The 25,254-nt window shown below is 69.6% G+C and carries 25 protein-coding genes and 1 pseudogene; 15 read left to right on the top strand and 11 right to left on the bottom strand.

The annotated features are described in order from the left end of the window. The first annotated feature begins 86 nt into the window (after window positions 1–86). The gene (locus LOC65_RS08125; RefSeq protein WP_230247157.1) at window positions 87–2,168 is read left to right on the top strand and encodes a hypothetical protein; all 2,082 of its coding nucleotides are present in this window, start codon (window positions 87–89) and stop codon (window positions 2,166–2,168) included. A gap of 896 nt (window positions 2,169–3,064) precedes the next feature. Then, the gene (locus LOC65_RS08130; protein WP_230247158.1) at window positions 3,065–3,313 is read left to right on the top strand and encodes a hypothetical protein; all 249 of its coding nucleotides are present in this window, start codon (window positions 3,065–3,067) and stop codon (window positions 3,311–3,313) included. A 121-nt stretch (window positions 3,314–3,434) separates the two neighbouring features. Here the strand turns inward: LOC65_RS08130 and LOC65_RS08135 are convergent, their stop codons facing one another. Next, a complete protein-coding gene (locus tag LOC65_RS08135) occupies window positions 3,435–3,776 on the bottom strand; it encodes a HigA family addiction module antitoxin (protein ID WP_230269619.1) in 342 nt (113 codons plus the stop codon). Window positions 3,777–3,971: 195 nt separating this feature from the next. Between LOC65_RS08135 and LOC65_RS08140 the strand changes: the two genes are divergently transcribed. Next, the gene (locus tag LOC65_RS08140; RefSeq protein WP_230247160.1) at window positions 3,972–4,508 is read left to right on the top strand and encodes a hypothetical protein; all 537 of its coding nucleotides are present in this window, start codon (window positions 3,972–3,974) and stop codon (window positions 4,506–4,508) included. Between the two features lie 766 nt (window positions 4,509–5,274). Beyond that, the gene (locus LOC65_RS08145; RefSeq protein ID WP_138938775.1) at window positions 5,275–5,907 is read left to right on the top strand and encodes a hypothetical protein; all 633 of its coding nucleotides are present in this window, start codon (window positions 5,275–5,277) and stop codon (window positions 5,905–5,907) included. Window positions 5,908–5,984: 77 nt separating this feature from the next. Here LOC65_RS08145 and LOC65_RS08150 read toward each other — a convergent pair whose 3' ends face one another. Then, complete coding sequence (locus LOC65_RS08150) at window positions 5,985–6,848, bottom strand: lipase secretion chaperone (protein WP_230247161.1); 864 nt, start codon at window positions 6,846–6,848, stop codon at window positions 5,985–5,987. Next, window positions 6,845–7,780: a triacylglycerol lipase gene (locus LOC65_RS08155; RefSeq protein ID WP_230247162.1), complete on the bottom strand. Its 936-nt coding sequence runs from the start codon at window positions 7,778–7,780 to the stop codon at window positions 6,845–6,847. Before LOC65_RS08155 ends, LOC65_RS08150 begins: the two co-directional genes overlap by 4 nt. Before the next feature lie 175 nt (window positions 7,781–7,955). Here LOC65_RS08155 and LOC65_RS08160 point away from each other — a divergent pair, with 175 nt between their 5' ends. Then, the gene (locus LOC65_RS08160) at window positions 7,956–8,126 is read left to right on the top strand and encodes a DUF2256 domain-containing protein (RefSeq protein ID WP_164962409.1); all 171 of its coding nucleotides are present in this window, start codon (window positions 7,956–7,958) and stop codon (window positions 8,124–8,126) included. Further along, the gene (locus LOC65_RS08165; protein ID WP_230247163.1) at window positions 8,123–9,658 is read left to right on the top strand and encodes a cryptochrome/photolyase family protein; all 1,536 of its coding nucleotides are present in this window, start codon (window positions 8,123–8,125) and stop codon (window positions 9,656–9,658) included. Before LOC65_RS08160 ends, LOC65_RS08165 begins: the two co-directional genes overlap by 4 nt. Window positions 9,659–9,667: 9 nt before the next feature. On the opposite strand, the gene LOC65_RS08170 is transcribed toward LOC65_RS08165, so the two are convergent. Both LOC65_RS08170 and LOC65_RS08175 read right to left on the bottom strand, forming a co-directional pair. Beyond that, window positions 9,668–10,459: an NYN domain-containing protein gene (locus LOC65_RS08170; RefSeq protein WP_009855994.1), complete on the bottom strand. Its 792-nt coding sequence runs from the start codon at window positions 10,457–10,459 to the stop codon at window positions 9,668–9,670. Between the two features lie 104 nt (window positions 10,460–10,563). Next, window positions 10,564–11,868, bottom strand: coding sequence for a glycerate kinase (locus LOC65_RS08175; RefSeq protein ID WP_230247164.1), 1,305 nt, complete (start codon window positions 11,866–11,868; stop codon window positions 10,564–10,566). A gap of 84 nt (window positions 11,869–11,952) precedes the next feature. Between LOC65_RS08175 and LOC65_RS08180 the strand changes: the two genes are divergently transcribed. Further along, window positions 11,953–13,233, top strand: a complete 1,281-nt coding sequence (locus LOC65_RS08180) for a pitrilysin family protein (protein ID WP_230247165.1) — start codon at window positions 11,953–11,955, stop codon at window positions 13,231–13,233. A 7-nt stretch (window positions 13,234–13,240) separates the two neighbouring features. On the opposite strand, the gene LOC65_RS08185 is transcribed toward LOC65_RS08180, so the two are convergent. Both LOC65_RS08185 and LOC65_RS08190 read right to left on the bottom strand, forming a co-directional pair. Then, entirely contained in the window at window positions 13,241–14,026 is a 786-nt protein-coding gene (locus LOC65_RS08185) for a ProQ/FinO family protein (RefSeq protein ID WP_009855997.1), read from the bottom strand. Window positions 14,027–14,187: 161 nt separating this feature from the next. Further along, window positions 14,188–15,678 (bottom strand): diguanylate cyclase, encoded by a 1,491-nt coding sequence (locus LOC65_RS08190; RefSeq protein WP_138938776.1) that lies wholly within the window; start codon window positions 15,676–15,678, stop codon window positions 14,188–14,190. Window positions 15,679–16,042: 364 nt separating this feature from the next. On the opposite strand from LOC65_RS08190, the gene LOC65_RS08195 reads away from it, so the two are divergent. Together LOC65_RS08195 and LOC65_RS08200 are read left to right on the top strand one after the other, a co-directional pair. Continuing rightward, window positions 16,043–16,888, top strand: coding sequence for a S9 family peptidase (locus LOC65_RS08195; protein WP_230247166.1), 846 nt, complete (start codon window positions 16,043–16,045; stop codon window positions 16,886–16,888). Window positions 16,889–17,452: 564 nt separating this feature from the next. Continuing rightward, a complete protein-coding gene (locus tag LOC65_RS08200; RefSeq protein ID WP_230247167.1) occupies window positions 17,453–17,779 on the top strand; it encodes a hypothetical protein in 327 nt (108 codons plus the stop codon). 57 nt (window positions 17,780–17,836) lie between these two features. Here LOC65_RS08200 and LOC65_RS08205 read toward each other — a convergent pair. The 3 genes and pseudogenes from LOC65_RS08205 to LOC65_RS08215 all read right to left on the bottom strand — a co-directional run. Next, window positions 17,837–18,361: pseudogene (locus tag LOC65_RS08205) on the bottom strand (DUF924 family protein); the annotation flags it as partial. Between the two features lie 32 nt (window positions 18,362–18,393). After that, the gene (locus LOC65_RS08210) at window positions 18,394–19,512 is read right to left on the bottom strand and encodes a polyamine ABC transporter substrate-binding protein (RefSeq protein ID WP_029718407.1); all 1,119 of its coding nucleotides are present in this window, start codon (window positions 19,510–19,512) and stop codon (window positions 18,394–18,396) included. Between the two features lie 43 nt (window positions 19,513–19,555). Beyond that, entirely contained in the window at window positions 19,556–20,029 is a 474-nt protein-coding gene (locus LOC65_RS08215) for a MaoC family dehydratase (RefSeq protein ID WP_230247168.1), read from the bottom strand. A 62-nt stretch (window positions 20,030–20,091) separates the two neighbouring features. On the opposite strand from LOC65_RS08215, the gene LOC65_RS08220 reads away from it, so the two are divergent. The 6 genes from LOC65_RS08220 to LOC65_RS08245 all read left to right on the top strand — a co-directional run bounded on the left by LOC65_RS08220 (window position 20,092) and on the right by LOC65_RS08245 (window position 24,229). After that, window positions 20,092–20,670, top strand: a complete 579-nt coding sequence (locus LOC65_RS08220) for an NnrU family protein (protein ID WP_230247169.1) — start codon at window positions 20,092–20,094, stop codon at window positions 20,668–20,670. A 154-nt stretch (window positions 20,671–20,824) separates the two neighbouring features. After that, window positions 20,825–21,058 carry a hypothetical protein gene (locus LOC65_RS08225; RefSeq protein ID WP_009856005.1) on the top strand — a complete coding sequence of 78 codons (234 nt, stop codon included), beginning with the start codon at window positions 20,825–20,827 and terminating at the stop codon, window positions 21,056–21,058. A 124-nt stretch (window positions 21,059–21,182) separates the two neighbouring features. Further along, the gene (locus LOC65_RS08230) at window positions 21,183–21,332 is read left to right on the top strand and encodes a hypothetical protein (RefSeq protein ID WP_164962413.1); all 150 of its coding nucleotides are present in this window, start codon (window positions 21,183–21,185) and stop codon (window positions 21,330–21,332) included. Window positions 21,333–21,471: 139 nt separating this feature from the next. Next, a complete protein-coding gene (locus LOC65_RS08235) occupies window positions 21,472–22,359 on the top strand; it encodes an amino acid ABC transporter substrate-binding protein (protein WP_230247170.1) in 888 nt (295 codons plus the stop codon). A gap of 108 nt (window positions 22,360–22,467) precedes the next feature. Next, window positions 22,468–23,757 carry a DUF4397 domain-containing protein gene (locus tag LOC65_RS08240; RefSeq protein ID WP_230247171.1) on the top strand — a complete coding sequence of 430 codons (1,290 nt, stop codon included), beginning with the start codon at window positions 22,468–22,470 and terminating at the stop codon, window positions 23,755–23,757. A gap of 1 nt (window position 23,758) precedes the next feature. Further along, window positions 23,759–24,229 (top strand): CreA family protein, encoded by a 471-nt coding sequence (locus LOC65_RS08245; protein WP_230247172.1) that lies wholly within the window; start codon window positions 23,759–23,761, stop codon window positions 24,227–24,229. Window positions 24,230–24,256: 27 nt separating this feature from the next. Here LOC65_RS08245 and LOC65_RS08250 read toward each other — a convergent pair whose 3' ends face one another. Then, complete coding sequence (locus LOC65_RS08250) at window positions 24,257–25,117, bottom strand: pirin family protein (RefSeq protein ID WP_230247173.1); 861 nt, start codon at window positions 25,115–25,117, stop codon at window positions 24,257–24,259. Between the last annotated feature and the right edge of the window lie 137 nt (window positions 25,118–25,254).

The following is a 25,254-nucleotide window of genomic DNA, read 5'->3' on the forward strand; positions in this document are numbered from 1 at the left end:
TTGGCTTCCCAAACGCGGCGCCATCATCGTGCAACCAGGTCGCCGCATTGGGTAGGATCAACAGCCACGAAGTCAGGGAGATGCGAATGAGGTATTCAATCGATCATTTTTGGCGGCAGCGATTCGCGCAGGTCCGCGCGCAGACGCCATCCACCGCTCTACCGGGCTGGGATGCTGCTCCTCGTCACTCGTCGGCATTCGTCGAGGCCGCGCTTTCTTTGCGGGAAGACTTCGACGACCTTTCGCAGAACGTCTGGCTTATCGCTGCCCCAGGAGCAGTGGGTAAGTCGACGCTGGCCAAAGAGATCTGCGTCGCGACGAATGCTGTGTACCTGGATCTCGCGACGGCAACCACGGTCGCCGGCAACTACCTGGTAGGCGGCCTCGTGAAGGCTGGGCTGTGGGGCGCATGGCAGGCCGGACAATCAACGCTTCTAGTCGATGCGCTGGATGAGGCGCGGCTGAGGGTGACCCAAAGCTCCTTCGAAGACTTCCTTGCGGACGTTGCGAACGTCGCCGGAACTCGAGGGGTGCCGATCGTGTTGCTAGGTCGAGTCAACATCGTAGAGGAGGCTTGGTCGATTCTCAACGAAAAGTCAGGGCTCAATCCACCGATCTTTGACATCGAGCTCTTTCAGCCTGAACTTGCGAAGACGTTTGTAGGAGCAGCCATTGAGCGACTCGCCAAGCTCACCGACCCGAAGACTGGAAAGCGGAGTTATCCACACCTGGAAGGAGCGCTCACTGCACATCACTCGGTGTACGAGAAGGCAGCGTCGTCCTTGGTCGATCACCTAACGAGTGAGACGAGGGCGGACGGTCGTCAGTTCGCTGGGTATGCACCGGTCCTCGAAGCTGTCGCAACTGTGATCGCTTCAGAGTCGAATCCGGCAAAGATCGACGACGCTGTCGAATCGATCTTCAAGGGCCAAGTTCTTGGTCGGGTCACGTCCGAAGTAATGATCCGAGAGGCAGGCAAACTCTCCAATCAGCTTGCGGCAACGGTATCGGGCCTGGACCCGACAGGTCTCTACGACGCCGAGGAACAGTTGTCGAGGCTCGCATGTTTGGTTCTTGGCGCAGGCACCCCGAAGATGCCGACCAACCTACCGCAGCATGCCGTCGCAGCTTACGATGAAGCTGTCCAGAGCTTGCTACCACAACACCCATTTCTGGATAGCAGGACGCAGAAACCGGCAGGTGCGGTTTTCGGCGCGTGCATTCTGGCGGGTGCTCTTACAGGGCAAGACAAGGAGGTTGTCCGCGCCGCGGAGCGGTTCGCAAGCGGGGGACCCAACACGCCGAATCCCTTCCTGCTAACGTTCTACAAGCAGGCCCTTAACGGTAAGAACGTCATCCCCGCGGAGCACGTTGGATTGCTCTACGCTTCCCTGGAAGCGACGGCAGGGGTGGGCGACGTCGTTCGTCTAACGGCCGAGGGCGAAGGCTCGCTGGAAGTTGAGATGTCCCTATCGCCGCAGGTCGGCGACGAAGAGGTCCACGAATTCACGACCATCGCAGGCAGCGAATTGCGTTTCGGTCGTCGCGTCGGAGGCATTACGGTCGATGCCGAGGATGTAGACATTGAGCTCGGAGAGGGTGGCCAACTTGATCTCGTCGCCCCAGTGGCGCTGAAGGGACGGAACTTGGTCCTCAACTGCGGCGAGCTTGTGGTGAAGGCCGACCATTCCAAGGCAGACGACCACGTCGTGTACATTGAAGCGGCACAGGCGATGGCTGATGCCGGACTTCGCCCCCCGACAGTACGGCCAGGGGTGAAGCTTCAAGTCGCGTGGCCGGAGTCAAAGGCCTATCCGTGGAACCACTTCGCATCCACCGGCGGGGAAGACCCGGATCCGCGGATGGCGGACGCACAGCGTGCGCTTCGACGCCTCTGCATCTCCTTCCGCTCGCATAGCAAAGGCCGGCTGGCCCGCTACAAGGGTAAGGTCGAGCATTTCCGCATGACAAAAGGTGCCCTTGGTATCGCACTGCGGGACCGTCTTCTGGCTGACAAGGTTTTGACGCTCGAGGGAGCGATGTACTTCCTAGAGCCCAATGTTCTTGGCGAAATGGTCGGGGTGAGCTTCCAAGACTTGAAACTGAAGCACTACTCACCGCAGTCTCGTGCGTACCTGCAAGACGTGCTGGACACACTCGGCCATTAGCACTTAACAGCTTAGTCAGTAGGCGTCAGACGTCACACGGGTTGATGCAGCTTTCGCCGGGCTGGAGCGATTCGCCGTGAAGCGTCACGTCGACCGCCTGGTCCACCACTCGACCATCCTGGAGATGAACGTGGACAGCTACCGCCGCCGCGCTGCGTTGCCGGCGACCCGGCAACGCAGCGCAACCCCAACCTAATGATCAACGCCCGACCGCACCGCTCACGATAGTTGTCGCTGACAGCTCAAGATAGTTGACGCCGGGCATTGGGATAGCGCTCAGCTGTCCACACCATGACCGAAAGGATTTCCCTCTCTTGGGGATACAACTCTGGGCAGATGTAAAGGGTCGGAGGTCGGAGAGTCCTCAAGAGCTGCAGCCCAGCCGCTGTTGCAGTGGTAGGTGCCCTCTTCGCGCTGCAGTGGTAACCCGGCACATGGTGGACGGCGGCGGTTCTCCGTACAACCCCGGCTGCTGCGCGCAGAAGACGTCGTCGCGGAATCACGACAGCCGGATACCTCCACGCAGGCAGCCCAAGCCCTCGGCCTGAAGTTGCAGGTGGTCTACCAACTACTCTCGAAGGGGCTGCTGCGTGCGCTGCGCCGTCGTGTCCACGGACGATTCGCCCAGTTCATCGAGGCGGCGGAGGTGGAGCGCTTTCGGAGGCAGTTCCGGCCCTTGAGCGCCGTCTTTCCCGGTGCAGGACGGTCAGCGCCAGAACTGGCCCGCGCGGCTGGGATGGAACTCGTGTCTGGACCGAGCGTCGACGGCCTGCGGCAGTATTTTGTGCGCTGCGTTGGTCCGGCTTCTGGCGGTGTCAGCCAAGATATGCGCGCCGCGTCCCATGTGGTCGGGCCTACCGGCGGTGAGCGGGCCCCGAAGGAAGGAACCTGAAGACATGCTCGGCTACTACTACCTCGCCTTTGTGCTGGCGCTCGCGTTCGTGGGCATCGGGTTCTACCTGCTGGGCCCCAAGCTGAAGCATTGGGATGAGAAGCTGACCCGCCAGCTCAGAGAGATCGAGGCCAAGCGCGGCAAGGACGGTCAGGGGCCGGATGAGCAGCTTGCGTCGCAAGCCGGCGGCTCGAGCACGACGGTTGGGCCGCAAGACATCGGCGCTGAAGCAAATTCAAACCCGGGCCAATGAGTCGACTTCCCGCCGCGTCACGAGACAACGTCTTGACGCTTCACACCTAGGGAAGACCGGCCGGAAGAACAGCAATCCCGCTCAATGTTCGTCCTCGTTGCTGTTGTCTGGAACGCGCTTGTCAGGAGGCCGCGGCCCCATCGAAGGATGCCGCCGGCAGCGGCTTGATCCGGCGAATCACAGCCCTCGCGGCCTTCTCCGCCCGCGCTAGGTCGTGAGCAACCTGCATCCGCATCCACACATCGGCACTACCGCCATGCTCGGCGCCCAGCCAACGCTCCAGCCGCAGCGCCATTTCGGGCGACACGGCGGCACGGCAGTTGATGACCCGCGAGAGTGCCGCACGCGACACGCCAAGCGCGTCCGCGGCCTGCGTCACAGACTGCCCCAGGGCCGGCAGTACGTCCTCGCGCAGCGTCTCGCCAGGATGCGGCGGATTGAACATTTTCATGCTGAACTCCATCAGTGGTAGTCGCGGTAATTGGCCTGTTGCAGCAGGCGGTCCCAAAGGGGAGGCCAGATTCCGGGATCGTGACCGACATGGGGCATCGGCGATCGGGTTGCGCGTTGGCAGTGTAGGGTACCCCCGCTGACCCTCGCGGATCTGCGCCGGCAAACCGGGGCGAGCTACCAGCCGGCCGACGCCGCCCTGGTCGAATTGCAGAAGCTGGGCGTCGTGAGCGGAGAGCGGGACGGCCCGCTCCTGCTGCACGGACTGCGTCCGCTGGCGCTGCGCAAGCTGGCCGACGAGCACGCCATCGCGCGTAAGTCGGTTCGTTTCATCGATCCTGCCGGCAATGCCCGAGCTCCGGAAGCGATGGCGCAACGCCTGTTGTCCCTGCGAAGCAAGCGAGGCGTGGATAAGGTGGCGATCTCCGGGGTGCTGGGCGCCTCGCGCTACTTCCCCGCCCTCAACATCACCGCGGCGCCGCGCGTGGATCTGAGCGTCTACGGCGGCGACGAGCGCTTCGTGGCCAAGCTGGACGCCGGCCTGCTGCACACCGACGACCTGAACCACATGCCCGTGCTGGTGGTGCACATGCAGCGCGACTGTCGTCCGCCAGAGGTCGTGGACAAGGCACCTGAGCTGGCCGCCCGACTGGACTGCCTGGCGGACCTGGAGGACCTGGGTCTGCAGGAGCTGGCCGGGGAGTTCGCGTCCGAGCTGTGTGAAGGCGCGAAAAAGGCCCCATGAAGCTGGAAGCCTCACTGTCCCGATCCTAAGTGGTGGCCGCGTTGGCCACGGAACTGTCGACCGACGTGGGCGCCAACGTCATCGCTTCGCCGGCGACCGCGGGCGGACTATCCGCACCAAAGACGAGGACGGTCTGTTCTCGCCGCAATCCGAGGCAATCGCGACGGTGAACGAGTTCGCCGGCTAGCTGATCCCCGTCGACTGGAAACGCGTGGTGAACCGGAGGCGAGCGCCCCGGGCAACGAGGGAGACGACGAGGAGGTCCTGCCGAGGGTCCGCCTTGTCCCGGCGGCGGGCCTGGCGCGTCCAATCGCCGCGGACGCGGGAGTTGCGGAAGCAGGCACCAAGTCGCCAAACCGGCGGCAGTCCCACCTCTGCGCCGCCGAGGCCGTGCGTGCGCGCAAACTGTGGCGCGACGGTAGGCCAGTCGCCGATACTTTGACACCGCCCAACAAGGTCAGTGGCGAGAGCACGGCTAAGTCGTTGTTTTGTATAGACTCGGTGGGCAAAAACTATGTCGCCCTACGAGTCGCACATCACGTGTGAGCCAAAGGCCCATAAGTTGCGGAACTTATGGGCTTTTTTTCAACTGCGGCCAGAGGTAGTCAACATCAAAGATGGCGCGCTACTAACCGCCACACCGGCGATTCGAAAAGAGTCCTGACTGGACTGCAACGCCTCCAGAATGGCTGGCGACCCTTTTCTCACGCTGTTCCATTTTTCATTCTTCAAAATGCTGTGCAGCCACATCAAGAAGTTCATCTACTTGAAGACGAAGAAGACGGCGGGGACTTCGACCGAGATATTTTTCGAGAAGAGTTGCTGTCCGCCATCCTTGTATGTCGAGAGCCACGCCCGGCAGGAGTTGGTGACTGACGCCGGCATCATCGGCTACCGCGGACCGGACCAGCGTGGGTCAACCTACTTCCACCACATGACCGCCTCGCAGGTGCGGAGCCTGCTCGGCGAAGACGTCTGGCAGTCCTATTTCAAGTTCTGTGTCATGAGGAATCCTTATGACAAGGTCGTCTCGATGTTCTGGATGCAAACGCCGGAAGCTGAACGCGAGCGCCTTGCCGTCGCGCGTTTCGAGGATGTCAGGGATCGCTTCTCGGACTACGTTCGGAACGCACACCTCCTGCCTTTGGATCGAAGCGTCTACATGATCGATGAAAAGGTCGCCGTCGACTTCTTCATCCGCTTCGAACACCTTCGCGAAGACCTGCAGGTGGTCTGTGATCGGCTCGACATCCGGCAGCCGGTCGAGGGGCTGGGGCGGTACAAGACGGACTGCAGGCTGAGGCCAGAGCACTTCGGTCTTTATTACAACGAAGAGTCCACCGCGATCGTCCGACAGCATTTCGCCTGGGAGATCGAACAGTTCCGCTACGGTATCTAGCAAGCTGTCGACGAACCTCCGGCCGCCCTGTCCCACGGCTGCCGGTGATGCACGACCCGGCCGTCTGACGTCGCGGCTCAGCGCCCCAGCAGCCCGCGCGCCCGCAGCCGCTCGCTGCCTTCGGCGAAGCCGGCCGCCAGCAGTTGCTCGGCCACCTGGGCACGCTGCACCTCGTCGAGCCCGGGCTGGCGATCCAGCCGCTCGAGTTCGGCGCGGGCGGCGGCGATGCGTTCGGCCCAGCGCGCCTGCTCGGCCAGTTCGTCGGCCAGGCGCTGGCGCGCTGCGGAGTCCAGGCGCGTGGCGTCGATCAGCGCGTCGGCGCTCGCGGTCTGCCAGCCGCTGACCAGGCGGGCGCGCAGCGCCGCTTCTTCGTCGCCGTAGAAGGCCCGCGCCCAGGCTTCGCCCAGCCACTGCACCCGCTGGGCGTGGCGCTCGTCGAGCGCGGCGGCGATGCTCTCGGGGTCGTCGGCACGCGGCGCCAGGCTGGCCGGCGCGGCACGCAGGCCCTGGTAGGCCTGCCACAGCCGCTCGACCTCGGCGGCCGCGGTGGCCGGCAGCTCTCGCCGTGCCTGCTCGCCCACCCAGGCGCCGATGGTCTCGGCCGGGGCCTGGCCATCGAGCTGCAGCGCGTAGTCGAAACGCCGGCGCAGCGCGGCCGAAGGCACGAGGCGGCCGTCGACCACCGGCCCCCAGCCGCCGTCGGGCGTGGTGCCGCGCAAGGCGCTGCGCTCCAGCACCCAGCGCTCGAACTCCGGCGGCACGGCCAGCGTGGCCCGCCAGGCCGGGCGCGCCGGTTCGGCCGGCGCGGCGGCCCGGGCGACGAGTGGAGCCGCTGCAGGTGCCGCCGGCGGGCGGGGCTCGTCCGGTGTGTGCCAGAGCAGGCCGAGCGCGAGCACGGCCCCCGTCGCCACGCCGGCGGCGGCCAGACGCGGCGCGCTCACAGCCCCGCCGTCTTCAGACGGTTGGCCTGGCTGCGGTAGAAGGCCACCGGGTCGGACGCGAACAGGTTGCGCAGGCCCAGCGCCTGGTTCACCTCGTCGAGGTGGTTCCAGCCGTAGTCGTCGCGCAGCACCGTGCCCCAATGCGACGAGCAGCGGCCCACCAGCCCGTCGTTGGGCTCGCCGCCGAAGAAGGCCGAGGCCAGCGTCAGGAAGGCGTCGCCCGGGTCGAGCAGGTGGGTGACGACGCTGGTGCCGCCCACCGAGGCATAGCGCACGCCGTTGACCACCGCCGGCCCCTGGCCGCAGGCCGAGGTCGGCGCGCCTTGCGGGAAGCGGATGTTGAAGGCCGCCGCCCCGGCGCTGTTCAGCGAGGTCAGCGAACCCAGCGAGTCCTGCGGCAGCTGGGGCTGGCCCGAGATCCAGGAGATCACCGTGCCCAGCGCGTTGACGATCGCCGCGACGACGCCGGTCAGCCCGGTGGCCCCGGCCGCTGCCTGGATGCCGTCGGCCACCGGCGAGCCGGTGTGCGGCGAGCCGACCGTCGTCACCGAGGCGACCAGATCCGGCGCGACCGCGGCGACGTAGCGCGCCGTCGGCCCGCCGTGACTGTGGCCGATGAGGTTGAACTTGCCGTAGCCGTAGGCCGCCTTCAGCTGGCGCAGCTGGGCCAGCAGCTGCTCGCCACGCGCCTCGCTGCTTTCCAGCGCCGAGACCGAAGGCGTGAAGACGACGGCGCCGCCCGAGCGCAGCGCCGCCGGCACGCCGTAGAAGTAGTCGACCGGGCCGATGGCACCGAAACCCAGCATGCCGTGCACCAGCACGATGGGGTAACGCGTCCGGGTGTAGGTGTCGGCCTGCGCCAGCACCGGCGCCAGGGCGAGGGACAGGGTCAGCGCCAGCGCGGCGCAGCGGGCGCGGATGCGTCGGGTCATGTCTCCTCCTGATCTTCTTGGATGCCGCCTGTGAAGACGGCGAGCGCATCACACCCGAGCGACCGGCCGGTCGGCATCAGGGCTTGCCCGTGACGCCGGGGTGACTCCCCAGATCGCAGGCGACAGGTGGTCACCCGCGGCACACTCGCGGCCGAACGCGACACGCCGTCCCGCGATGAACTCCGGCCGAACCTTCAAGGGCAACAAGAGCTTCCTGCCGAGCAAACCCTGCGCGGTCTGCGGCCGGCCGATGGTCTGGCGCCGCGCCTGGGCGAAGAACTGGGACGAGGTGCGCTATTGCTCCGAGGCCTGCCGCAAACGCAAGACCGCGGAGCGCGGCGCATGAGGCATCTGGTGCTGGTGCTCGGCGACCAGCTCGACGCCGAGGCCGCGGCCTTCGACGGTTTCGACGCCGCGCACGACGCGGTCTGGATGGCCGAGGTCGACGAGGAGTCGACCCACGTGCCGTCGAGCCAGCCGCGCACGGCGCTGTTCCTCGCGGCGATGCGCCACTTCGCCGCCGCGCTGCAAGCCGACGGCCGGCGCGTGCACTACACACGGCTGGACGACACCGGCAACCGCGGCCGTCTGGCCGACGAGCTGGACGCCGCGATCGAGCGCCTGCAGCCCCAGGCGCTGGTGATGACCGCGCCCGGCGACCACCGCGTGCTGCGCGCGCTGCAGGCTGTCGCCGCAGCGCGCGGCCTGGCGTTGGAGCTGCGACCCGACCGCCACTTCTTCTGCACCGTGCGCGAGTTCGCCGCCCACGCGGGCGCCCGGCGCACGCTGCGGCTGGAGTATTTCTACCGCGAGCAACGCCGCCGCCACGGCGTGCTGATGGACGGCGGCGAACCCTGCGGCGGGCGCTGGAACTACGACGCCGACAACCGCGAGGCCTTCGGCCGCGACGGCCCGCCGCCGCACGCCGAGCCGCCACGTTTCGAGCCCGATGCGATCACACGCGAGGTGCTGGACCTGGTGCGGCACCGCTTCGCCGGCCACCCCGGGCGGCTGGACGCGTTCGCCTGGCCGGTGACGCGGGCCCAGGCGCTGCACGCGCTGCAGCGTTTCGTCGCCGAGCGCCTGGCCGGCTTCGGCCGCTGGCAGGACGCGCTGTGGCCGGGCGAGCCCTGGCTCTGGCACTCGCAGCTCTCGGCGGCGCTGAACCTCAAGCTGCTGAACCCGCACGAGGTCGTGGCCGCGGCCGAAGCTGCCTACCGCGCCGGCCGGGTGCCGCTGGAGAGCGCCGAAGGTTTCATCCGCCAGATCCTCGGCTGGCGCGAGTACGTGCGCGGCGTCTACTGGACGCGCATGCCGGGCTACGCCGAGCTGAACGCCTGGGACGCGCACGAGCCGCTGCCGGCCTTCTACTGGAGCGGCGACACGCCGATGGCCTGCCTGGCCGACGCCATCGGCCAGACGCTGGAGCACGGTTACGCGCACCACATCCAGCGCCTGATGGTCACCGGGCTGTACGCGCTGCTGCTCGGCGTCGAGCCGAAAGAGCTGCACGCCTGGTACCTGGCGGTCTACGTCGACGCGGTCGAGTGGGTGGAGCTGCCGAACACGCTGGGCATGAGCCAGAACGCCGACGGCGGCCTGATGGCCAGCAAGCCCTATGTCGCCAGCGGCCGCTACATCGAGCGGATGAGCGCCGGCCGGCTGTGCGCCGGCTGCCGCTTCCGCCCCGGCGAGCGCACCGGCGACAGCGCCTGCCCGTTCACGACGCTGTACTGGGACTTCCTGCTGCGCCACGAGGCCAGGCTGGCCACCAACCCGCGCATGGTGATGCCGCTGAAGCACCTGACGCGCCTCGACGCGGCCGAGCGGGCGCGCATCGGCGAACGTGCGGCGGCGCTGCGGGCGGGAGGTTTCTGAGGCCCGGCTTCAATGGGCATCGGCCGGGGTTGCCTCCGACGCCTCGGCCTCCTTCAGGCGGACGGTCCAGTAGCCGCCCGTTTCCTGCTGAACGGTCAGGCGGTCATAGGTGCGCAGCATGTCGAGCAGACCGGAATGGCCGTAGAGCTTGGGTGTGAACGCCGGGTCGGTTCGCTTCAGATACTGGCCCAGGGGCCCAAGATGCACCTTGCCTTCCGAGGTGTCACCGGCCAACAGGCTGACGGCCTCGATGACGAAGCGCGGGCGGCGCTTGGGCAGCGGTTTGGAAGGCTCTGTCCCTGGCGCCTCGACCTTGGCCTTGGCCAGGCCCGCGGGTGGCATCTCCGGAGCCTCGGCAGTCGGCCTGGCCCATTCGAAGAACTGGTCACTGGCGTTGCGCAGCGCGGCGGGTGTCTTGGATTCGCCAACGATGTGGACCGTAGCCCCTCGCTCCCGGAGCTTGCGGCAGAGGTAGGCGAAGTCGGAATCGCTGGTGACAAGGCAGAAGGTGTCGGCGCGACGGTCGAACAGCGCCTCGATGGCGTCGAGTGCAAGCGCGATGTCCGAGGTGTTCTTGCCGGCGGCGTACTGGTACTGCAGGCAGGGCGTGAACGCCAGCCTCACCAGCGCGTCCTGCCAACGGTTGGCCAGCGTCGTGTGGTTGCCGTAGCCACGCCGCAGCACGACACGGCCGAACTGGGCGACGACGCGCAGGGCGTGTTCCAGCACCTCGGGGGTGGTGTTGTCGCAGTCGACGAGCACCGCGACCCGGCCCTCGCCGGCGTCCTTCTTCTCGCTCATGAGCCTCCCTCGGCCGTCTCGAATGCGGCCTGCACGGCCCCGATGCTGCCTCGGGGGCCGGGTCCGTCAAGGGCGGGTGCTCCCGCGAGCAGACGAGGTGCGGCTCAGACGATCAGCAGCGCCCGGAAGTCGTTGACGTTGGTGTAGGTCGGCCCGGTGACGACGAGGTCGCCCAGGGCCTCGAACAGCGGGTAGCTGTCGTGGCGGTCCAGCAGCTCGGCGGGCTTGAGGCCCGCGGCCGCGGCGCGGGCCAGCGTGTCGGGCGTGACGATGGCGCCGGCGTTGCGCTCGACGCCATCGATGCCGTCGGTGTCGGCAGCCAGCACGTGCACGCCGGGCTCGCCCTGCAGCGCCAGCGCGCAGCCGAGCAGGAACTCGCCGGCGCGGCCGCCGCGGCCGCCCTTGCTGCGCACGGTGACGGTGGTCTCGCCGCCGGACAGCAGCACACACGGCCTGGCGAAGGGCTGGCCTCGGCGCGCGACGGCGCGGGCCAGCGCCGCGTGCACCTTGCCGACCTCACGGCTCTCGCCTTCGATCTCGTCGCTGAGCACGTGGGCCTCGACGCCGGCCTCGCGTGCCAGCGCCGCAGCGGCTTCCAGGCTCTGCTGCGGCGTCGCGATCAGCTCGACGGCGTGGCCGGCGAAACGCGGGTCACCGGGCTTGGGTGTCTCGAAGGCGCCGCTCTCCAGGCCGGCACGTGCCGCCAGCGGCAGCTCGATGCCGTAGCGGCGGCAGATCGCCAGCGCGTCGGCACACGTCGTTGCATCGGGCACCGTCGGGCCGCTGGCGATGACACCCGGGTCGTCGCCCGGCACGTCGCTGATCAGCAGCGAACACACACGCGCCGGTGCGGCCAGCGCCGCCAGCCGCCCGCCCTTGATCGCCGAGAGGTGCTTGCGCAGGCAATTCATCTCGCCGATCGACGCGCCGCTCAACAGCAGCGCGCGGTTGACGGCCTGCTTGTCCTCCAGCGTCAGCCCCGGCGCCGGCAGCGACAGCAGCGCCGAGCCGCCGCCGGAGATCAGCGCCAGCACCAGGTCGTCGGGCCCCAGGCCCTGCACCAGCGCGGCGATGCGGGCCGCCGCGGCGCGGCCGGCGGCGTCGGGCACCGGGTGCGAGGCCTCGACCACCTCGATGCGCCCGCCGCGCGCGCGGTAGGCCAGCGGCACGTGCTGGTAGCGCGTGACGACCAGCCCCGACAGCGGCGCGTCGGCCGGCCAGGCGGCGTCGAGCGCGGCGGCCATCGCCCCGCCCGCCTTGCCGGCGCCGACGACGACGGTGCGCCCGCGTGGCGGCGGCGGCAGGTGTGCGGCGAGCACCTGCTCGGGCAGCGCGCGGCGCACCGCGGCGTCGTAAAGCGCACGCAGGAAGGCGAGGGGGTCCAGGCGAGGGTCGGGCAGGGCAGGCATCACGCCAGCTTATCGGACGTGCCGGCAGCCCGGCCGGGCGTGGCCTATGCTCGCAGGCCGTTCCCGAAGTTCCGCATCAGCGCCTTGTCTCCCGCCACCGCCCCCGACGACACCCGCATCACGCGCCTGCCCAACGGCGTGCGCATCGTGACGATCCGCATGCCGCACGTGCACACCGCCAGCATCGGCGTCTTCGTGCGCAGCGGCAGCGCGCATGAATCGAAGCTGGACAACGGCATCAGCCACTTCGTCGAGCACATGGTGTTCAAGGGCACGCTGATGCGCGACGCACGCCGCATCAACCTCGACGCCGAGCGCCTGGGCGCCGAAGTCAACGCCCACACCGACAAGGACCACACCGGCTACACCATGCACGGCCGGCCGGCCGACGTGCCGCAGCTCGTCGAGATGCTGGCCGACCTGGTGCGCCACCCCACCTTCCCGGCCGAGGAGCTGGAGCGCGAGCGCCAGGTGCTGCTGCACGAGTGCACCGAGGACGAGGACGACCCGCTGTCGACCGCGTTCAAGCTCTTCGACAAAGCCTGCTGGGGCACCCACGCGCTGGCCCAGTCGGTGATCGGCCCGCGGCGCAACATCGAACGGTTCGGCCGCGACGCGCTGGTCGACTACCTGCGCCGCCAGTACACCGGCGCCAACGTCGTCGTCGGCGCCGCCGGCGACATCGACGTGCCGGCGTTCGAGGCCGCCGTCGAGGCCGCCTTCGGCACGATGGACGCCGGCCACGAGAACCTCGTCGCCGCGCCGGTCTACGCCGGCGGGGTGGCGACCAAACGCCTGTCGGGCAGCAGCCAGGCGCACCTGGTGCTCGGTTTCCCGCTGCCCGGGCTGGCGGTGCAGGACCCGGCCGGTGTGCTGGCCGCAGCCGTCTTCGGCGAAGGCATGAGCTCGCCGCTGATGGACCGCATCCGCGAGCAGCGCGGCCTGGCCTACTACACCGCCTGCTCGGCCGACGTGCTCGACGTCGCCGGCCAGTTCGTCGTCGAGGCCTCGACCTCGCCGGAGCAGATCGACGAGCTGCTCGCCGAGACGCTGGCGCTGCTGAAGGCCCAGGCCGCCCACGTCGGCGACGAGGACCTGGAGCGCGCCAAGGCCCAGCTCGCGGTGCGCCGGCTGCGCGCCCACGAGCGCCCGTATCGGCGCCTCGAGGACGCGGTGCTGGACCTCTACGCCACCGGCACGGTGTGCGACACGCGCACCTGGTGCAGCCGGATCGACGCCGTGCCGGCCGAGACGGTGCGCGCGGCCTTCGCCCGCATGCTGGCCGCCGGGCCGACGGTCGCCTTGTCGGGCGAACTGCCGCGCGCCGCCGGCGAACGCGTGCGTTCGCGGCTCGCCGCGGCCTGAACCGGCTTCAGCGCTTGGGCGGGCGGCCCTGGCCTTCGGGCCGCGGGCCGCGTTCGCCACGCGGGCCTTGCGGGCGTGCGCCGTCACGGCGCGGGCCGGGGCCACGCTCGCCGTCACGGCGCGGGCCACGGTCGGGCCGCGGGCCGCCGGGACGCGCCTCGCGCGGCGGCATCGGCGGGCGTTCGGCACGTTCGCGACGGGCCTGCTCGAGCACCGCTTCCAGCTCGCTCTCGGCGATGCCCTTCAGCGCGCAGAAGTTGGCCGGCGTCAGCGTCGTCGTCTCGAAGGCGCGCAGCAGCCCGGCGCGGTCGCGGCGCGCGTCGTGGTCGGCCTGCTGCTGGCGGCGCGCCTCGGCGTCGGCGGCACGGGCCGCAGCACGTTCGGCGGCGCGGCGCTGCTCGTGCACGCCACGGCGGCGCGTGATCTCGGCGGCGGCCAGCTCGCGGTGCTCGGCGCTCAGCTCGCCGGCCGGCTGGCCGTCGAGGTCGTAGCGCTGCTCGGACTTCACCAGCGCCGACAGATAGGCGTTGGACGTCGTGTAGCGGTGCAGGAAGACCGACAGCGTGCGGCGCGTGAAGACACCCGGCGCACGCGCCTGGATGTCGGCCTGGATGCGCAGCTTCAGCGGCTTGGGCGGCGGGGCGAACAGCGCCGGGAAGAGCTCGGCCAGGCGCGCGGCGCACTCGGCCGGCGACAGCTCGGCCACCGCGCGTTCGGCGGGCGCGGCCGCGCCGGGTTCGGCCGGCGCCTCGGGTACCGCGGCCTCGGCCGACAGCTCGGGCTCCGGGGCCACGGTGGCGGGGGAAACGGACTCCGCGCCGGTATCGGGCAGGATTTGATCGTCGTCAGGCATGGAACACAGCGCGGAAAGGATCGTGGATTGTCGCCGGTGGCGCGGGCGGGCGCGAGTGCGGTCTGCAAGCGCGTGCCGAATCGAAGGCCGGGCCCACGGGCTCAGACCCCGCCGTCAGCGAGCACGACACGGTTCTTGCCCGCGGCCTTGGCGCTCAGGCAGGCCCGTCCGGCCCGGTCGATCAGCGCCACCGGCGCCCCATCCTCGGCCGAGAGCATCGCCAGGCCGATGCTGACCGTCACCCCGATCGACCGCCCGTCGGTGGCGACGAAGGTGGCCGCGGCGACGGCCACGCGGATGCGCTCCATCACCGCCAGAGCCGCCTCGACCGGCGTGTCGGGCAGCACGATGCAGAACTCCTCGCCGCCGTAACGCGCCAGCCAGTCGACCAGGCGCACGTTACCGCCGGCCAGCGCCGCGAACTCGCGCAGCACGATGTCGCCCGACGGCCAGCCGTAACCGGCGTTGATGCCGTGGAAGTTGTCGATGTCGAGCAGCGCCAGCGCCAGCGGCCGGCCGCTGCGCTGCGCCTGGGTGACCTCGCGCGCCAGGCGTTCGTCGAAGTAGCGGCGGTTGTGGGTGCCGGTCAGCGCGTCCTGCAGCGCCTGGCGGCGTGCGCCCTCGACGAGGCGCCGGCCCATGTCGCCGACGATGCGCGCGAGCCGGTCGCTGAACACCTTGGTGACCTCGGTGAAACGTTCGAGGTCGGCGTCGATGTCGGGCGCGTTGCCGCCGCTGACCGAGTTCTCGAAGCACATCAGACGGTCGCGGCCGGCGCCCTTGGCCTCGTACATCGCGGCGTCGGCCTGGCGCATCACCTCGACTTCGCTCAGGTGCGGCCTCAGCACCGTCAGGCCGGCGCTGGCCGTCAGCACGAGGCTGTGGCCGGTGGACGGCACCTCGATCGGCGCCGACAGCCGGCGCAGCAGCGCGCGCGCATCGTTGAGCAGGGTCTGCAGGTCGTAGCGGGTGAGCAGCAGCACGAACTCGTCGCCGCCGACGCGGCCGATCGCGTCTTCCGGCGATGAGCCGGCGGCCAGGCTCTCGGCGGCGCTGCGCAGCAGCTGGTCACCGACGGCGTGGCCGCATTCGTCGTTCAGGCGCTTGAAGTGGTCCAGGTCCAGCCGCAGCAGGCCACGCACTTCGCCGGGCAGCATCTCCTCGAGCGCCTTGCGCAGGCGCTGGCCGAAGGCGCGGCGGTTCAGCAGCCCGGTCAGCGTGTCGCGATGCTGCCAGGCCGAATCGCGGTCGCGCCGCATCAGCCGGTCGAGGCGGGCCGCCAGGTGGTGCGCCGACTGCGGCGCACGCACGATCTCGTCGCGCAGGTCGCAGACCTCCAGCGCGACCGCCTCGGCAGCGGCGTCGTGGGCCAGCACCAGCGTCGGGCGGCGGTCGCCGGCGCAGGCGGCACGCAGCGCGGCCTCGTCCCAGCAAGCCGATGTCGGCAGCACACGCAGGTCGGCCGCCAGGCGCGGCGCCGCCGCCAATGTCGATTCGATGACGCCATAACCCATGGCGCGCAGCGCCGCCGGCGCATCGGCCACGGCACGAGATTCGTCCGGATTGATCCAGACGATGGTTTCCGCTCCCACTCTGTCCTCCCGGGATGGCGGAACAGGGCAGGCACCACCGACGCCGCGACTTCCGGGTGATCCATCCCCGGGAGGATTTTCGCCGCCCACCGCGGCCGGCCGCCTTGCGCCAGCACCGGGTCGCCTGCAAATCGGCCACGCCGCTCCAGCCGGATTTGCTTGACGTGTCTCAGTTCACGCCATCGGCGCCACAAGCTCTCGAGCGACAAGGGAAAAAGCCGATCAGGACAATCTGGTATTGCCCCGATCGCCACGGCAGCACGTGAAACACGACATCGATCCGACCGCACTCCTGCACGGGAATCCGGCTTGTCCGGCCCGCGAGGCGGCGCCGGTGTGCGCGCCACCTCCACAGGGCGCCGCGATGCAGCGCGTCAGGCGTCTCGTGTTGCGCAGCCTGGTCGTCGGACTGACCGGCTGTGCCAGCGTGCCGGGGCCCAGCACCGGCGGCATCACCTGGTCGCCGGCGCTGGAGCTCGGCGGCAGGACCTACGCCGCCGAATGGGTGCTGCCGGCCGGCGAGCCGCAGGCGCTGCTGGTGCTGCAGCACGGCTTCTCGCGCAGCTGCGCCAACCTGCGCGAGACCATGCGCCGCATCGCGCGCCAGGGCCTGGCCACCTTGTGTGTCAACGCCGACATGGCCTACGGCAATCCGGCGCTGGCCGACACGATGGCCGCGGCGCTGTTGAGCGGCCTCGTGCTGCCGGACGGTCGGCCACTGCCGCAGCGCATCGTCGTCGGCGGGCATTCGGCCGGCGCGGCGTTCGCAGCGCGGCTGGGCTGGCGGCTCGATGCCTCGGCCCCCGCTCGCCTGGCCGGCGCGCTGCTGCTGGACCCTGTGCCCGTGCCCGGCTTCGCGGACCAGCTGCGCGCGGTGTCGCACGCTGGCCAGCGGCCGGTGCTGTCGATCGCGGCGGCTCCCGACGGCTGCAACGCCGAGCAGCGTGCGACGCCGGTGCTGCGAGAGCTGCACGATGAAGCCGCGCGAGCCGGCCATGACAGCGTCATCGCCTTCGACATGGGGCCGGGCTCGACGCATGTCGATGCCGAAGGCGAGGACAGCGACTGGCTGGGCCGCACCGTCTGCGGCACGCCATCGGCGGCCAAGGTCGAACAGCTCAGGACGGTTGCGGCCGGCTGGGCTGCGGACCTCGCTGCCGGCCGCGTCCCGAGCGCCGGGACGCTGCTCGGCACGGCCCGAGATCTCTGAATCCCCCTGCGGTTGTCCCGCGATGCGGGCCTGCGCCGCGGCAGGTCTGCAGTGTCGGCGCGCCTCGGCTGTTATCCAGTATTGATGTCATTTCTCTGATTGGTAGTCGTAGTAGAGGCCCCGTTCGCTGGGGACAAGCACCAAAAGCGCTGCGGAATCAAGAGCTTGCAGGGTCGTCAAGGCTGTGGGCCGACCCCGGTACGGTGGCGTTCGCGTTTCTGGACAACCTGCCGGACAGGCCTCGGCCTGTGGACAACCCGGCGCTTGCGCAAGAACCATCCCCAGAGTTGTCCACAGCCGAGTGCCAAACCGTGCCCAGGCTGGCGCCGAAGTGGAAAACCTGTGGAAGAAGTGCCGCGTGGGCCGTGACGGCCGGGGCAGAGGGGGCGCGCGAACGGCGCCGGGAGGCCCGGATGGCGGCGAGTCTGCCGCGGGGCCTGGAGTCAGCCGCTGACCTTATCAGTCTTTTCCAGGCCCGGCGAGCCTTGAAGCCACGCGCCGCTCGGACACCTTGCACCCCGGGCTGCGAGGTTCAGAATGGGCTCGTCAAAGAGGAGTACGACGATGAAGGCGCAAGTCCAGACCCCCACCCGGTTCGTGGCCCCGAACCTCGACGAGGACTTGCCGCTGGACGCCACGCCGCCCGGCGAAGGCGAGATCGTCCAGCGTCCTGACGGCTGGTACTGGCTGGCTGCCACCGGACGCCAGGAGTTCGGCCCCTACGACAGCGAAGACGAGGCCTTGCAGGCGATGGAAGCGGCCTGCGACGGCGAGATCGAGCCCGGCGAGACGCTGTTCGATGCCGAGCAGGAACTCGGCATCGCCGACTGGCTGGACCCGGACACCGGCGAGCCCGCCGAAGGCGTGCACACGCGCCTCGAAGACCACTGAACCCCGCCCCGCCCGGGTCGTGAGGCCGGCGGTCCGCGACCGCCCGGGCCGGCCGGCTCAGAAGCCCGCGCCGGGCTGCGCCAGGTAATCCCGTTCGTCGGCCGTGCTGGGCCGGCCGAGCACCGCGTTGCGGTGCGGGAAGCGGCCGAAACGGCGGATCACGTCCCGGTGGCGCTGCGCGTAGTCGAGCGCGTCGGCCAGGCGTTCGTCCTCGGCCGCCAGCGCGGTGAACAGGCGCACCGACTCGTCCTGCAGCGGCAGGCTCTCGGCGTGTTCGAACGGCAGGTAGGCGAACCAGCGCTCGATCGTCGTCAGCGCCCGGTCGGCACCGCTGGCGACCAGCGCCTGGGCCAGCGCCAGCGCGCGGGCGTCACCGGCGAAGGCCCGCGGCTGGCCGCGGAAGATGTTGCGCGTGAACTGGTCGAGCAGCAGGATCTCGGCCAGCGGCACGGCCGCCCAGGCGGGTGGCAGCGTGCCGGCGAGCGCCGCCTCGACCTCGGCGCCGAAACGTTCGGCGACGAGGCGGTCGAAGGCGTCGCTCTTGCGGAACCAGTCGGCCCGCGCCGCGTGCGGCGGCGGGCCGAACCAGAAGCCGAGCGTGTCGACCGGGGTGTTTACTTCGACCCCGCCTTGAAGCTCGTGAAGATGCGGGTCTGCACGCGGCGGATGTCCTGCGGCACCGCGTCCGGCGAAGTCAGCTTCTTCATGTCCTCGGGCGACAGGAAGACCGTCGGGTTGGACGCCACTTCCTTCTTGACGAACTTCTTCGACGCCGCGTTCGGGTTGGCGTAGAAGACCTTGTTCGTCAGCGCCGCATGCACCTCGGGGCGCAGGATGTAGTTGATGAACAGGTGGGCGTTCTTCGGGTGCTCGGCGTCCTTCGGGATGGCCATCGAGTCGAAGAACATCGTCGCGCCGCTCGGCGGGATCAGCACCTGGATCTCGACGCCGGTCTTGCTGTCGATCGCGCGCTGGCGCGAGATGTTCATGTCACCGGCATAGCCCATCACCAGGCACAGCGAGCCGTTGGCCATCTCGTCGATGTAGCCCGACGACGAGAAGCGCGTCACGTAGGGCCGGGCCTTGGCCAGCACCTCGCGCGCGGCGTCGTAGTCCTTGGCGTTCTTGCTGTAGGGCTCCTTGCCGGCGTAGATCATCGCCACCGGCAGCACTTCGGAGGCCGAGTCGAGCACGCTGACGCCGCAGCTCTTGAGCTTGCTGGCGTACTCCGGCTTGAACAGCAGGTCCCAGGCGTTGGCCGGCATCGGCGTCGAGCCCAGCGCGGCCTTGACCTTCTTGACGTTGATGCCGACGGTCACGTAGCCCCAGAGCCAGTCGACGAGGTACTGGTTGCCCGGGTCGACCTTGGCCATCTGCTCCAGCACCGCCGGGTCGAGGTTCTTCCAGTTCGGCAGCAGCGACTTGTCGAGCTTCTGGAACAGGCCGCCTTCGATCTGCGCCTTCGCGAAGTGCGCGCCCGGCACGACGATGTCGTAGCCGGTCTTCCCGGCCACCAGCTTGGCGTGCAGGATCTCGTTGCTGTCGAAGATGTCGTACCGGACCTTGATGCCGGTTTCCTTCTCGAAGTTCTTCAGCGTGTCTTCGGCGATGTACTCGGCCCAGTTGTAGATGTTCAGGACCTTGGGCTCGGTGTTCTGCGCGCCCGCGGCGAAAGCCACGGTGGCGGCGCCGACGGCGAGCAGCGAACGCAGGACACGGGTAGTGCGGGACATGAGGGCTTTTCTCCGGAACGGGTGAGGGCCAGACGGGAAGGGTTCAGGCCGGATTTTCGCCGACCGCGGGCGTGCGCCTCTTGAACATCGCCCAACCTTCCATGGACATCACGGCTTCGTCGTGCTGGTTGAACACTGTCCAGGTCGAGCGCACCAGGCCGACCGTCGGCCGGCTGGCCATCGGCCGCGCCTCGGTGACTTCCATGCGCACCTTCAGCGTGTCGCCGGGGTAGACCGGCTTCTGCCAGCGGATGTTCTCCAGCCCCGGCGAGCCCAGGCTGGCGGCGTCGAGCAGGTACTCGTCGCAAATCATGCGCATCGTCATCGCCGCGGTGTGCCAGCCGCTGGCGCACAGCCCCTTGAACAGCGAGTGTTTGGCCGCCTCCTCGTCGAGGTGGAATGGCTGCGGGTCGAACTGGCGCGCGAACTCGACGATCGCCTCGCGGGTGACGGTGGTGGCGCCGAAGCTGCGCACGGTGCCGGCGGGGAAGTCTTCCCAGTGGTGACGCTTGTCCATGCGAGGCAGGATAGCGGCCGGGCGGCGACAATGCCGCCGCTGTCGACTCTGTGCTGTCACCCATGACGCAACTGATCCTGGGCCTCGTGCTGTTTCTGGCCGCGCACTCGGTGCGCATTTACGGCGAAGACTGGCGCACGCGTTTGCGTGCGCGGCTCGGCGAGAACGGCTTCAAGGGCCTGTACTCGGTGCTGTCGCTGGTCGGCCTGGTGCTGATCGTGCGCGGCTACGGCGAGGCCCGGCTGGACCCGGTCGCGCTGTGGACGCCGATGCTCTGGACGCGCCACCTGGCCTCGCTGCTGGTGCTCGTCGCCTTCATCCTGAACTTCGCCGCCTACGTGCCGGGCAACCAGATCAAGGCGAAGCTGCACCACCCGATGGTCCTGGGCGTGAAGGTCTGGGCCTTCGCCCACCTGATCGCCAACCACACGCTGGCCGACCTCGTGCTGTTCGGCAGCTTCCTGGTCTGGGCGGCGCTGGACTACCGCGCCGCGCGCCAGCGCGACAGCCGTGCCGGCACGGTCTACGCGCCGGGCCGGCTGTCGATGACTCTGGTGACGGTGGCCGTCGGTGTCGCCGGCTGGGCGGTGTTCGCCTTCTGGGCACACGCCTGGCTGTTCGGGGTGCGGCCGCTGGCCTGAGCCCCGGCGGGCCGGGGTGACCGGCGTGTGAACAATGCACCACCCGTTCGGGGGGCGAAACGGCCGAAAGCGCTGAAACCGGACTTCCGGGTGATGGCGGGCGGCGCGTGTGCGCGTCAGGATGAAGCCCTGCGAATCGCTTGAGGGGGCGACGATGTCCACGGTCTTCATTTCCCGCCGCCGCGGCCGGTCGGCCGATCTGTCCGTCTCGGCCGCCGAGGCGGCCGCGCGCGGTGTCGCGGCCCCGGCCTGCGGCTGGTACGAGTCCAGCCTCGAACTGATGCAGGGCCTGGCCGTCACCGAGCATCCCGGCCTCGACGAGTTCTTCCACGCCGATCTGGCCGAGCCGTCGGCCGCCGCGGCGCACCCGCGCGGCGTCGGCGGCTGACGCTTCGTCGGCGCCGCCGGCAGTTCGTCGGCCTGCGCCACCGGTCGTCGCAAGCCGCTCGCGACCGGCCTCCCCGCTGCCTACAGTGGACTCCATCGCAGCACGTCACCCCAAGGAGTCCACGATGAACAACCGCCTTGCCCCCCGCCTGTTCGCGCTGGCCAGCGCGGCCTTCTTCACCGTCGTGATGCTCTCGGGCATCGACTCGCTGGCCGCCGCCGACGGCGCCTCGGCCTACATCGCGCAGAGCGCTGCCGCCGCGCCCCGCGCCTGAGCCTGAGCCTGCTTCCTCGGCGACGCCCGGCCCCGGCCGGGCGTTCGTCTTTGTGGACGGCGATCTCCGCGTTCGTGCGGAGCGACAGTGGCCGGCACTTTGCTTAGCCTGGGCTCCACATCGTCAAGGAGCCTCGTCCATGCCCCAGATCGTGCGCCCGCTCGCCGTTCTCGCCCTGGCCTTCGCCGCGTCGGCCGCTTCCGCCCAGTCCACGCTGGACAAGGTCAAGGCCAGCGGTGCCATCGGCGTCGCCTACCGCGAGTCGTCGATCCCGTTCTCCTACCTCGACGACAAGGCGCAGCCGGTCGGTTTCGGCTTCGAGATCTGCGGCCGCATCGTCGACGAGGTGAAGAAGGTCACCGGCCGTCCCGACCTGAAGGTCAACCTGCAGTCGGTGACCAGCGCCAACCGCATTCCGCTGCTGGTCAACGGCACGATCGACATCGAGTGCGGCTCGACGACCAACAACAGCGACCGCGCCAAGCAGGTCGCGTTCGCGATCAACTACTTCTACACCGGCACGCGTTTCCTGGTGCGCAGCGACTCGGGCATCAAGTCGCTGGCCGACCTGAACGGCAAGGTGCTGGTGTCGACCACCGGCACGACCAACTTCCGCATCCTGCGCAACCTGATCAGCGAGAACAAGCTGCCGGTCGAGCTGATCGGCGCCAAGGACCACGCCGAGGCCGCGCTGCTGGTGCAAAGCGGCCGCGCCGCGGCCTTCGGCATGGACGACATCCTGCTCTACGGCCTGCGCGCGAGCTCGGCGAACCCGGCCGAGCTGGCGGTCGTCGGCGAGTCGATCCAGGTCGAGCCCTACGCGATCATGGTCCGCAAGGACGACCCGGCGTTCAAGCAACTGGTCGACGGCGTGCTGGCCGGGCTGATGAAGAGCGGCGAGTTCGAGAAGCTCTACCGCAAGTGGTTCCTGTCGCCGATCCCGCCCAAGGGCATCGTGCTGAACGCCCCGATGGGCAAGGAGCTGCAGGACAACCTGAAGGCGCTGTCGGACAAGCCGGCCACCTGAGCTCCGCAGCGCCGGCACCACGCCGTCACCGGCCTTCGCATGCCGGCAACGTAGCTGGGCGATGATGTCGCCCTGGCCGGCCGTGGCGCCGGCGCCCAGGAGAACCCGATGCAGCAGATCAACCGCCGGCGCTGGCTGACGCTGGCGCTGTCCTCGCCGGTGGCGTTCGCCGGCTGCGGTGGTGGTACCGACACGAGCAAGGCCCATGTGCGCTTCATCAACGCCAGCTCGTACGACGCGCTGACGCTGACCGTCGACGACGAGCGGCTGTTTTCCGGCATCGCCTGGGGCGACGAGACGAGCTACCGCGACGTCGACCCGGACGACTGCCGCTCGACGATCTCGCGCACCGGCTCGGCGACGGCGCTGGTCTCCAGCTTCACGCCGTCGCTGTCCGAGGACGACGACTACACGCTGCTCGCCTGGGGCCCGGTCGGTGCACTCGGCTGGCAGCTGCTGCACGAGAACACGTCCGAGCCCAAGAGCGACAAGACCAAGGTTCGGGTCTTCAACGGCGCGACCGATGCCGGCGTGCTGGACGTCTACGTCACCGCCGAGGACGACGAACTGGCCGACTCGGTGGCGATGCAGTCTTCGGCTGCGGTTGGCACGCTGGCGGAGTTCGTGACGATCGACGCCGGAACCTGGCGTGTGCGTGTCACGGCCGCCGGCAGCAAGACCGACGTGCGGCTCGACGTCTCCAGCGTCGTGTTCCCGGGCGGCAAGGTGTTCACGCTGGCGCTCGCGGCCGCGGCCGGTGGTGCTCTGGTCAACGGCGTGCTGCTGCGCGAGCACAAGACGACGCTGACACGCATCGATGCCACCCAGGCGCGTGTGCGTGTCGCCGGTGCCGCCGCCGGCAGCGCCACCGTGACCGCGACCGTCGAGGGCCGCGAGCTGGTGTCCGCCGGCTCGCCGGTGGTCAGCGGCTACGCGCTGGTCGCGGCCGGCGTGCCGGCGGTCACGGCGCGCATCGGCAGCACCGACGTCAGCGCCGCGGTCCCCACGGCGACGCTGGCCGCCGGCCGGGACTACACGCTGCTGATCTACGGCAGCGCAGCATCGCCGGCCTCGGCCTGGCTCGTCGACGACAACACGCTGTCCACCGGCAGCAGCAAGGCGCGCATCCGCCTCGTCAACGCGGTGGCCGGGCTGGGGTCGACGCTGTCGCTGAAGTCGGGCTCGTCGCAACTGGCCTCCGGCGTCGAGGTCGGCGCCGGCTCGGCCTATGCCGAGGTGTCGGCCACGGCCAGCGGCTCGCTGACCGTCACCTCGCCGGTGGTCGACGGGCCGGTGCTGGCGCTCACGGACCTGATCCTCGAGGGCGGCAAGGTGTACACCGTGCTCGTCGGCGGCACGCCGGCGGCGCCGATCGGCGATCTGGTCGAGGACCACTGAGATGAAGACTGCACTGTTTGCCGCCTGTTTGGGCGTGCTGTCGGCCGCCGCGTCGGCGGAGCCGATCGGCGAGGTCGACACCGTCTTCAAGCTGATCGGCCCCGACCACAAGATCGTCGTCGACGCCTACGACGACCCGGCGGTCAAGGGCGTGACCTGCTACGTCTCGCGCGCCAAGACCGGCGGCATCAAGGGCGGCCTCGGGCTGGCCGAGGACAAGTCGGACGCCTCGATCGCCTGCCGCCAGACCGGGCCGATCTCGTTCCCCAAGCCGCTGCCGCAGCAGGAAGACATGTTCAGCGAACGCATCTCGCTGGTCTTCAAGCGGCTGCACGTCGTGCGCATGGTCGACGCCGGGCGCAACACGCTGGTCTACCTGACCTATTCCGACCGTGTCATCGAAGGCTCGCCGCAGAACGCGGTGACCGCCGTGCCGGTCGACCGCGCGACGCCGATCCCGCTCAGGCGCTGAGCGTTCGCGGCGCCGCGCTCCGGCCGATCAGGCGAGGCGGCCGGCGCGGAAGTCTTCGACGGCTTCGAATATCTCGCGGTTGCTGTTCATCACGAACGGCCCGTACTGCGCGATCGGCTCGCCCAGCGGCCGGCCGGCGACGAGCAGCAGCCGCGCGCCGGCCGTGCCGCCGGTGACGGCGACACCGTCGCCGCGGTTGGCCATGATCGCCATCGGCCCGGGCTCCAGCGACCGGCCGCCGAGCTCGACGGCGCCATGCACGACGACGACGAAGGCGTTGTGCGCCGCCGGCAGCGGCTGCTCGAAACGCGCGCCGGGCGCGAGTTCCAGGTCGACGATCAGCGGTTCGGTCGTCTCGCGTTCGACGGCGCCGGCGACGCCGTGCGTGCGGCCGGCGACGACACGCGCGCGCACGCCGGTCGCGTGCCACTCGGGCACCTGATCGGCCTCGATGTCGCGGTACCACGGGTCGCGCATCTTCTCGCGCGCCGGCAGGTTGAGCCACAGCTGGAAGCCGTCCATGCGGCCGTCCTGCTGCTCGGGCATCTCGCTGTGCACCAGGCCGCGGCCGGCGGTCATCCACTGCACGCCGCCGGGGCCGACACGGCCTTCGTGGCCGGCGCTGTCGCGGTGGCGCATGCGGCCCTCGACCATCACCGTGACGGTCTCGAAGCCGCGGTGCGGGTGGTCGGGGAAGCCGGCGATGTAGTCCTCGGCGCGGTCGGTCGCGAAGCGGTCGAGCATCAGGAAGGGGTCGAGCCGGCGCTGCAGGTCGTGCGTCAGCAGGCGCACGAGCTTCACGCCGGCGCCGTCCTGCGTCGGCTGGCCGGGAACCAGGCGTTCGATCGGGCGCGGGTCGAGCAGGGTGGGGGCGAGGGTGCTGTCCATGGTCTGCACTGTAGGAAGGCGGCGGCCTTCCGGGGTTCAGTCGCTCTGTATGCAGCGTTCGGCCGGGGTTACCGGCCCTCACACGGAACGGGGCTTGCCCGGGTGAGCACCCGAGCCCCCCACGACCAGAATGCGCC

Source organism: Rubrivivax sp. JA1055, from assembly GCF_020966565.1.
GTDB lineage: Bacteria > Pseudomonadota > Gammaproteobacteria > Burkholderiales > Burkholderiaceae_C > Rubrivivax > Rubrivivax benzoatilyticus.

What these genes read in the sequence shown, in the direction of transcription:
- LOC65_RS08215 (WP_230247168.1), bottom strand. Translation starts at nt 20,029, where the DNA reads ATGGACAAGCGTCACCACTGGGAAGACTTCCCCGCCGGCACCGTGCGC.
- LOC65_RS08225 (WP_009856005.1), top strand. Translation starts at nt 20,825, where the DNA reads ATGTCCACGGTCTTCATTTCCCGCCGCCGCGGCCGGTCGGCCGATCTG.
- LOC65_RS08155 (WP_230247162.1), bottom strand. Translation starts at nt 7,780, where the DNA reads ATGACCCGACGCATCCGCGCCCGCTGCGCCGCGCTGGCGCTGACCCTG.
- LOC65_RS08160 (WP_164962409.1), top strand. Translation starts at nt 7,956, where the DNA reads ATGAACTCCGGCCGAACCTTCAAGGGCAACAAGAGCTTCCTGCCGAGC.
- LOC65_RS08130 (WP_230247158.1), top strand. Translation starts at nt 3,065, where the DNA reads ATGCTCGGCTACTACTACCTCGCCTTTGTGCTGGCGCTCGCGTTCGTG.
- LOC65_RS08245 (WP_230247172.1), top strand. Translation starts at nt 23,759, where the DNA reads ATGAAGACTGCACTGTTTGCCGCCTGTTTGGGCGTGCTGTCGGCCGCC.
- LOC65_RS08210 (WP_029718407.1), bottom strand. Translation starts at nt 19,512, where the DNA reads ATGTCCCGCACTACCCGTGTCCTGCGTTCGCTGCTCGCCGTCGGCGCC.
- LOC65_RS08240 (WP_230247171.1), top strand. Translation starts at nt 22,468, where the DNA reads ATGCAGCAGATCAACCGCCGGCGCTGGCTGACGCTGGCGCTGTCCTCG.
- LOC65_RS08235 (WP_230247170.1), top strand. Translation starts at nt 21,472, where the DNA reads ATGCCCCAGATCGTGCGCCCGCTCGCCGTTCTCGCCCTGGCCTTCGCC.
- LOC65_RS08250 (WP_230247173.1), bottom strand. Translation starts at nt 25,117, where the DNA reads ATGGACAGCACCCTCGCCCCCACCCTGCTCGACCCGCGCCCGATCGAA.
- LOC65_RS08200 (WP_230247167.1), top strand. Translation starts at nt 17,453, where the DNA reads ATGAAGGCGCAAGTCCAGACCCCCACCCGGTTCGTGGCCCCGAACCTC.
- LOC65_RS08170 (WP_009855994.1), bottom strand. Translation starts at nt 10,459, where the DNA reads ATGAGCGAGAAGAAGGACGCCGGCGAGGGCCGGGTCGCGGTGCTCGTC.
- LOC65_RS08135 (WP_230269619.1), bottom strand. Translation starts at nt 3,776, where the DNA reads ATGGAGTTCAGCATGAAAATGTTCAATCCGCCGCATCCTGGCGAGACG.
- LOC65_RS08230 (WP_164962413.1), top strand. Translation starts at nt 21,183, where the DNA reads ATGAACAACCGCCTTGCCCCCCGCCTGTTCGCGCTGGCCAGCGCGGCC.
- LOC65_RS08165 (WP_230247163.1), top strand. Translation starts at nt 8,123, where the DNA reads ATGAGGCATCTGGTGCTGGTGCTCGGCGACCAGCTCGACGCCGAGGCC.
- LOC65_RS08220 (WP_230247169.1), top strand. Translation starts at nt 20,092, where the DNA reads ATGACGCAACTGATCCTGGGCCTCGTGCTGTTTCTGGCCGCGCACTCG.
- LOC65_RS08175 (WP_230247164.1), bottom strand. Translation starts at nt 11,868, where the DNA reads ATGCCTGCCCTGCCCGACCCTCGCCTGGACCCCCTCGCCTTCCTGCGT.
- LOC65_RS08125 (WP_230247157.1), top strand. Translation starts at nt 87, where the DNA reads ATGAGGTATTCAATCGATCATTTTTGGCGGCAGCGATTCGCGCAGGTC.
- LOC65_RS08195 (WP_230247166.1), top strand. Translation starts at nt 16,043, where the DNA reads ATGCAGCGCGTCAGGCGTCTCGTGTTGCGCAGCCTGGTCGTCGGACTG.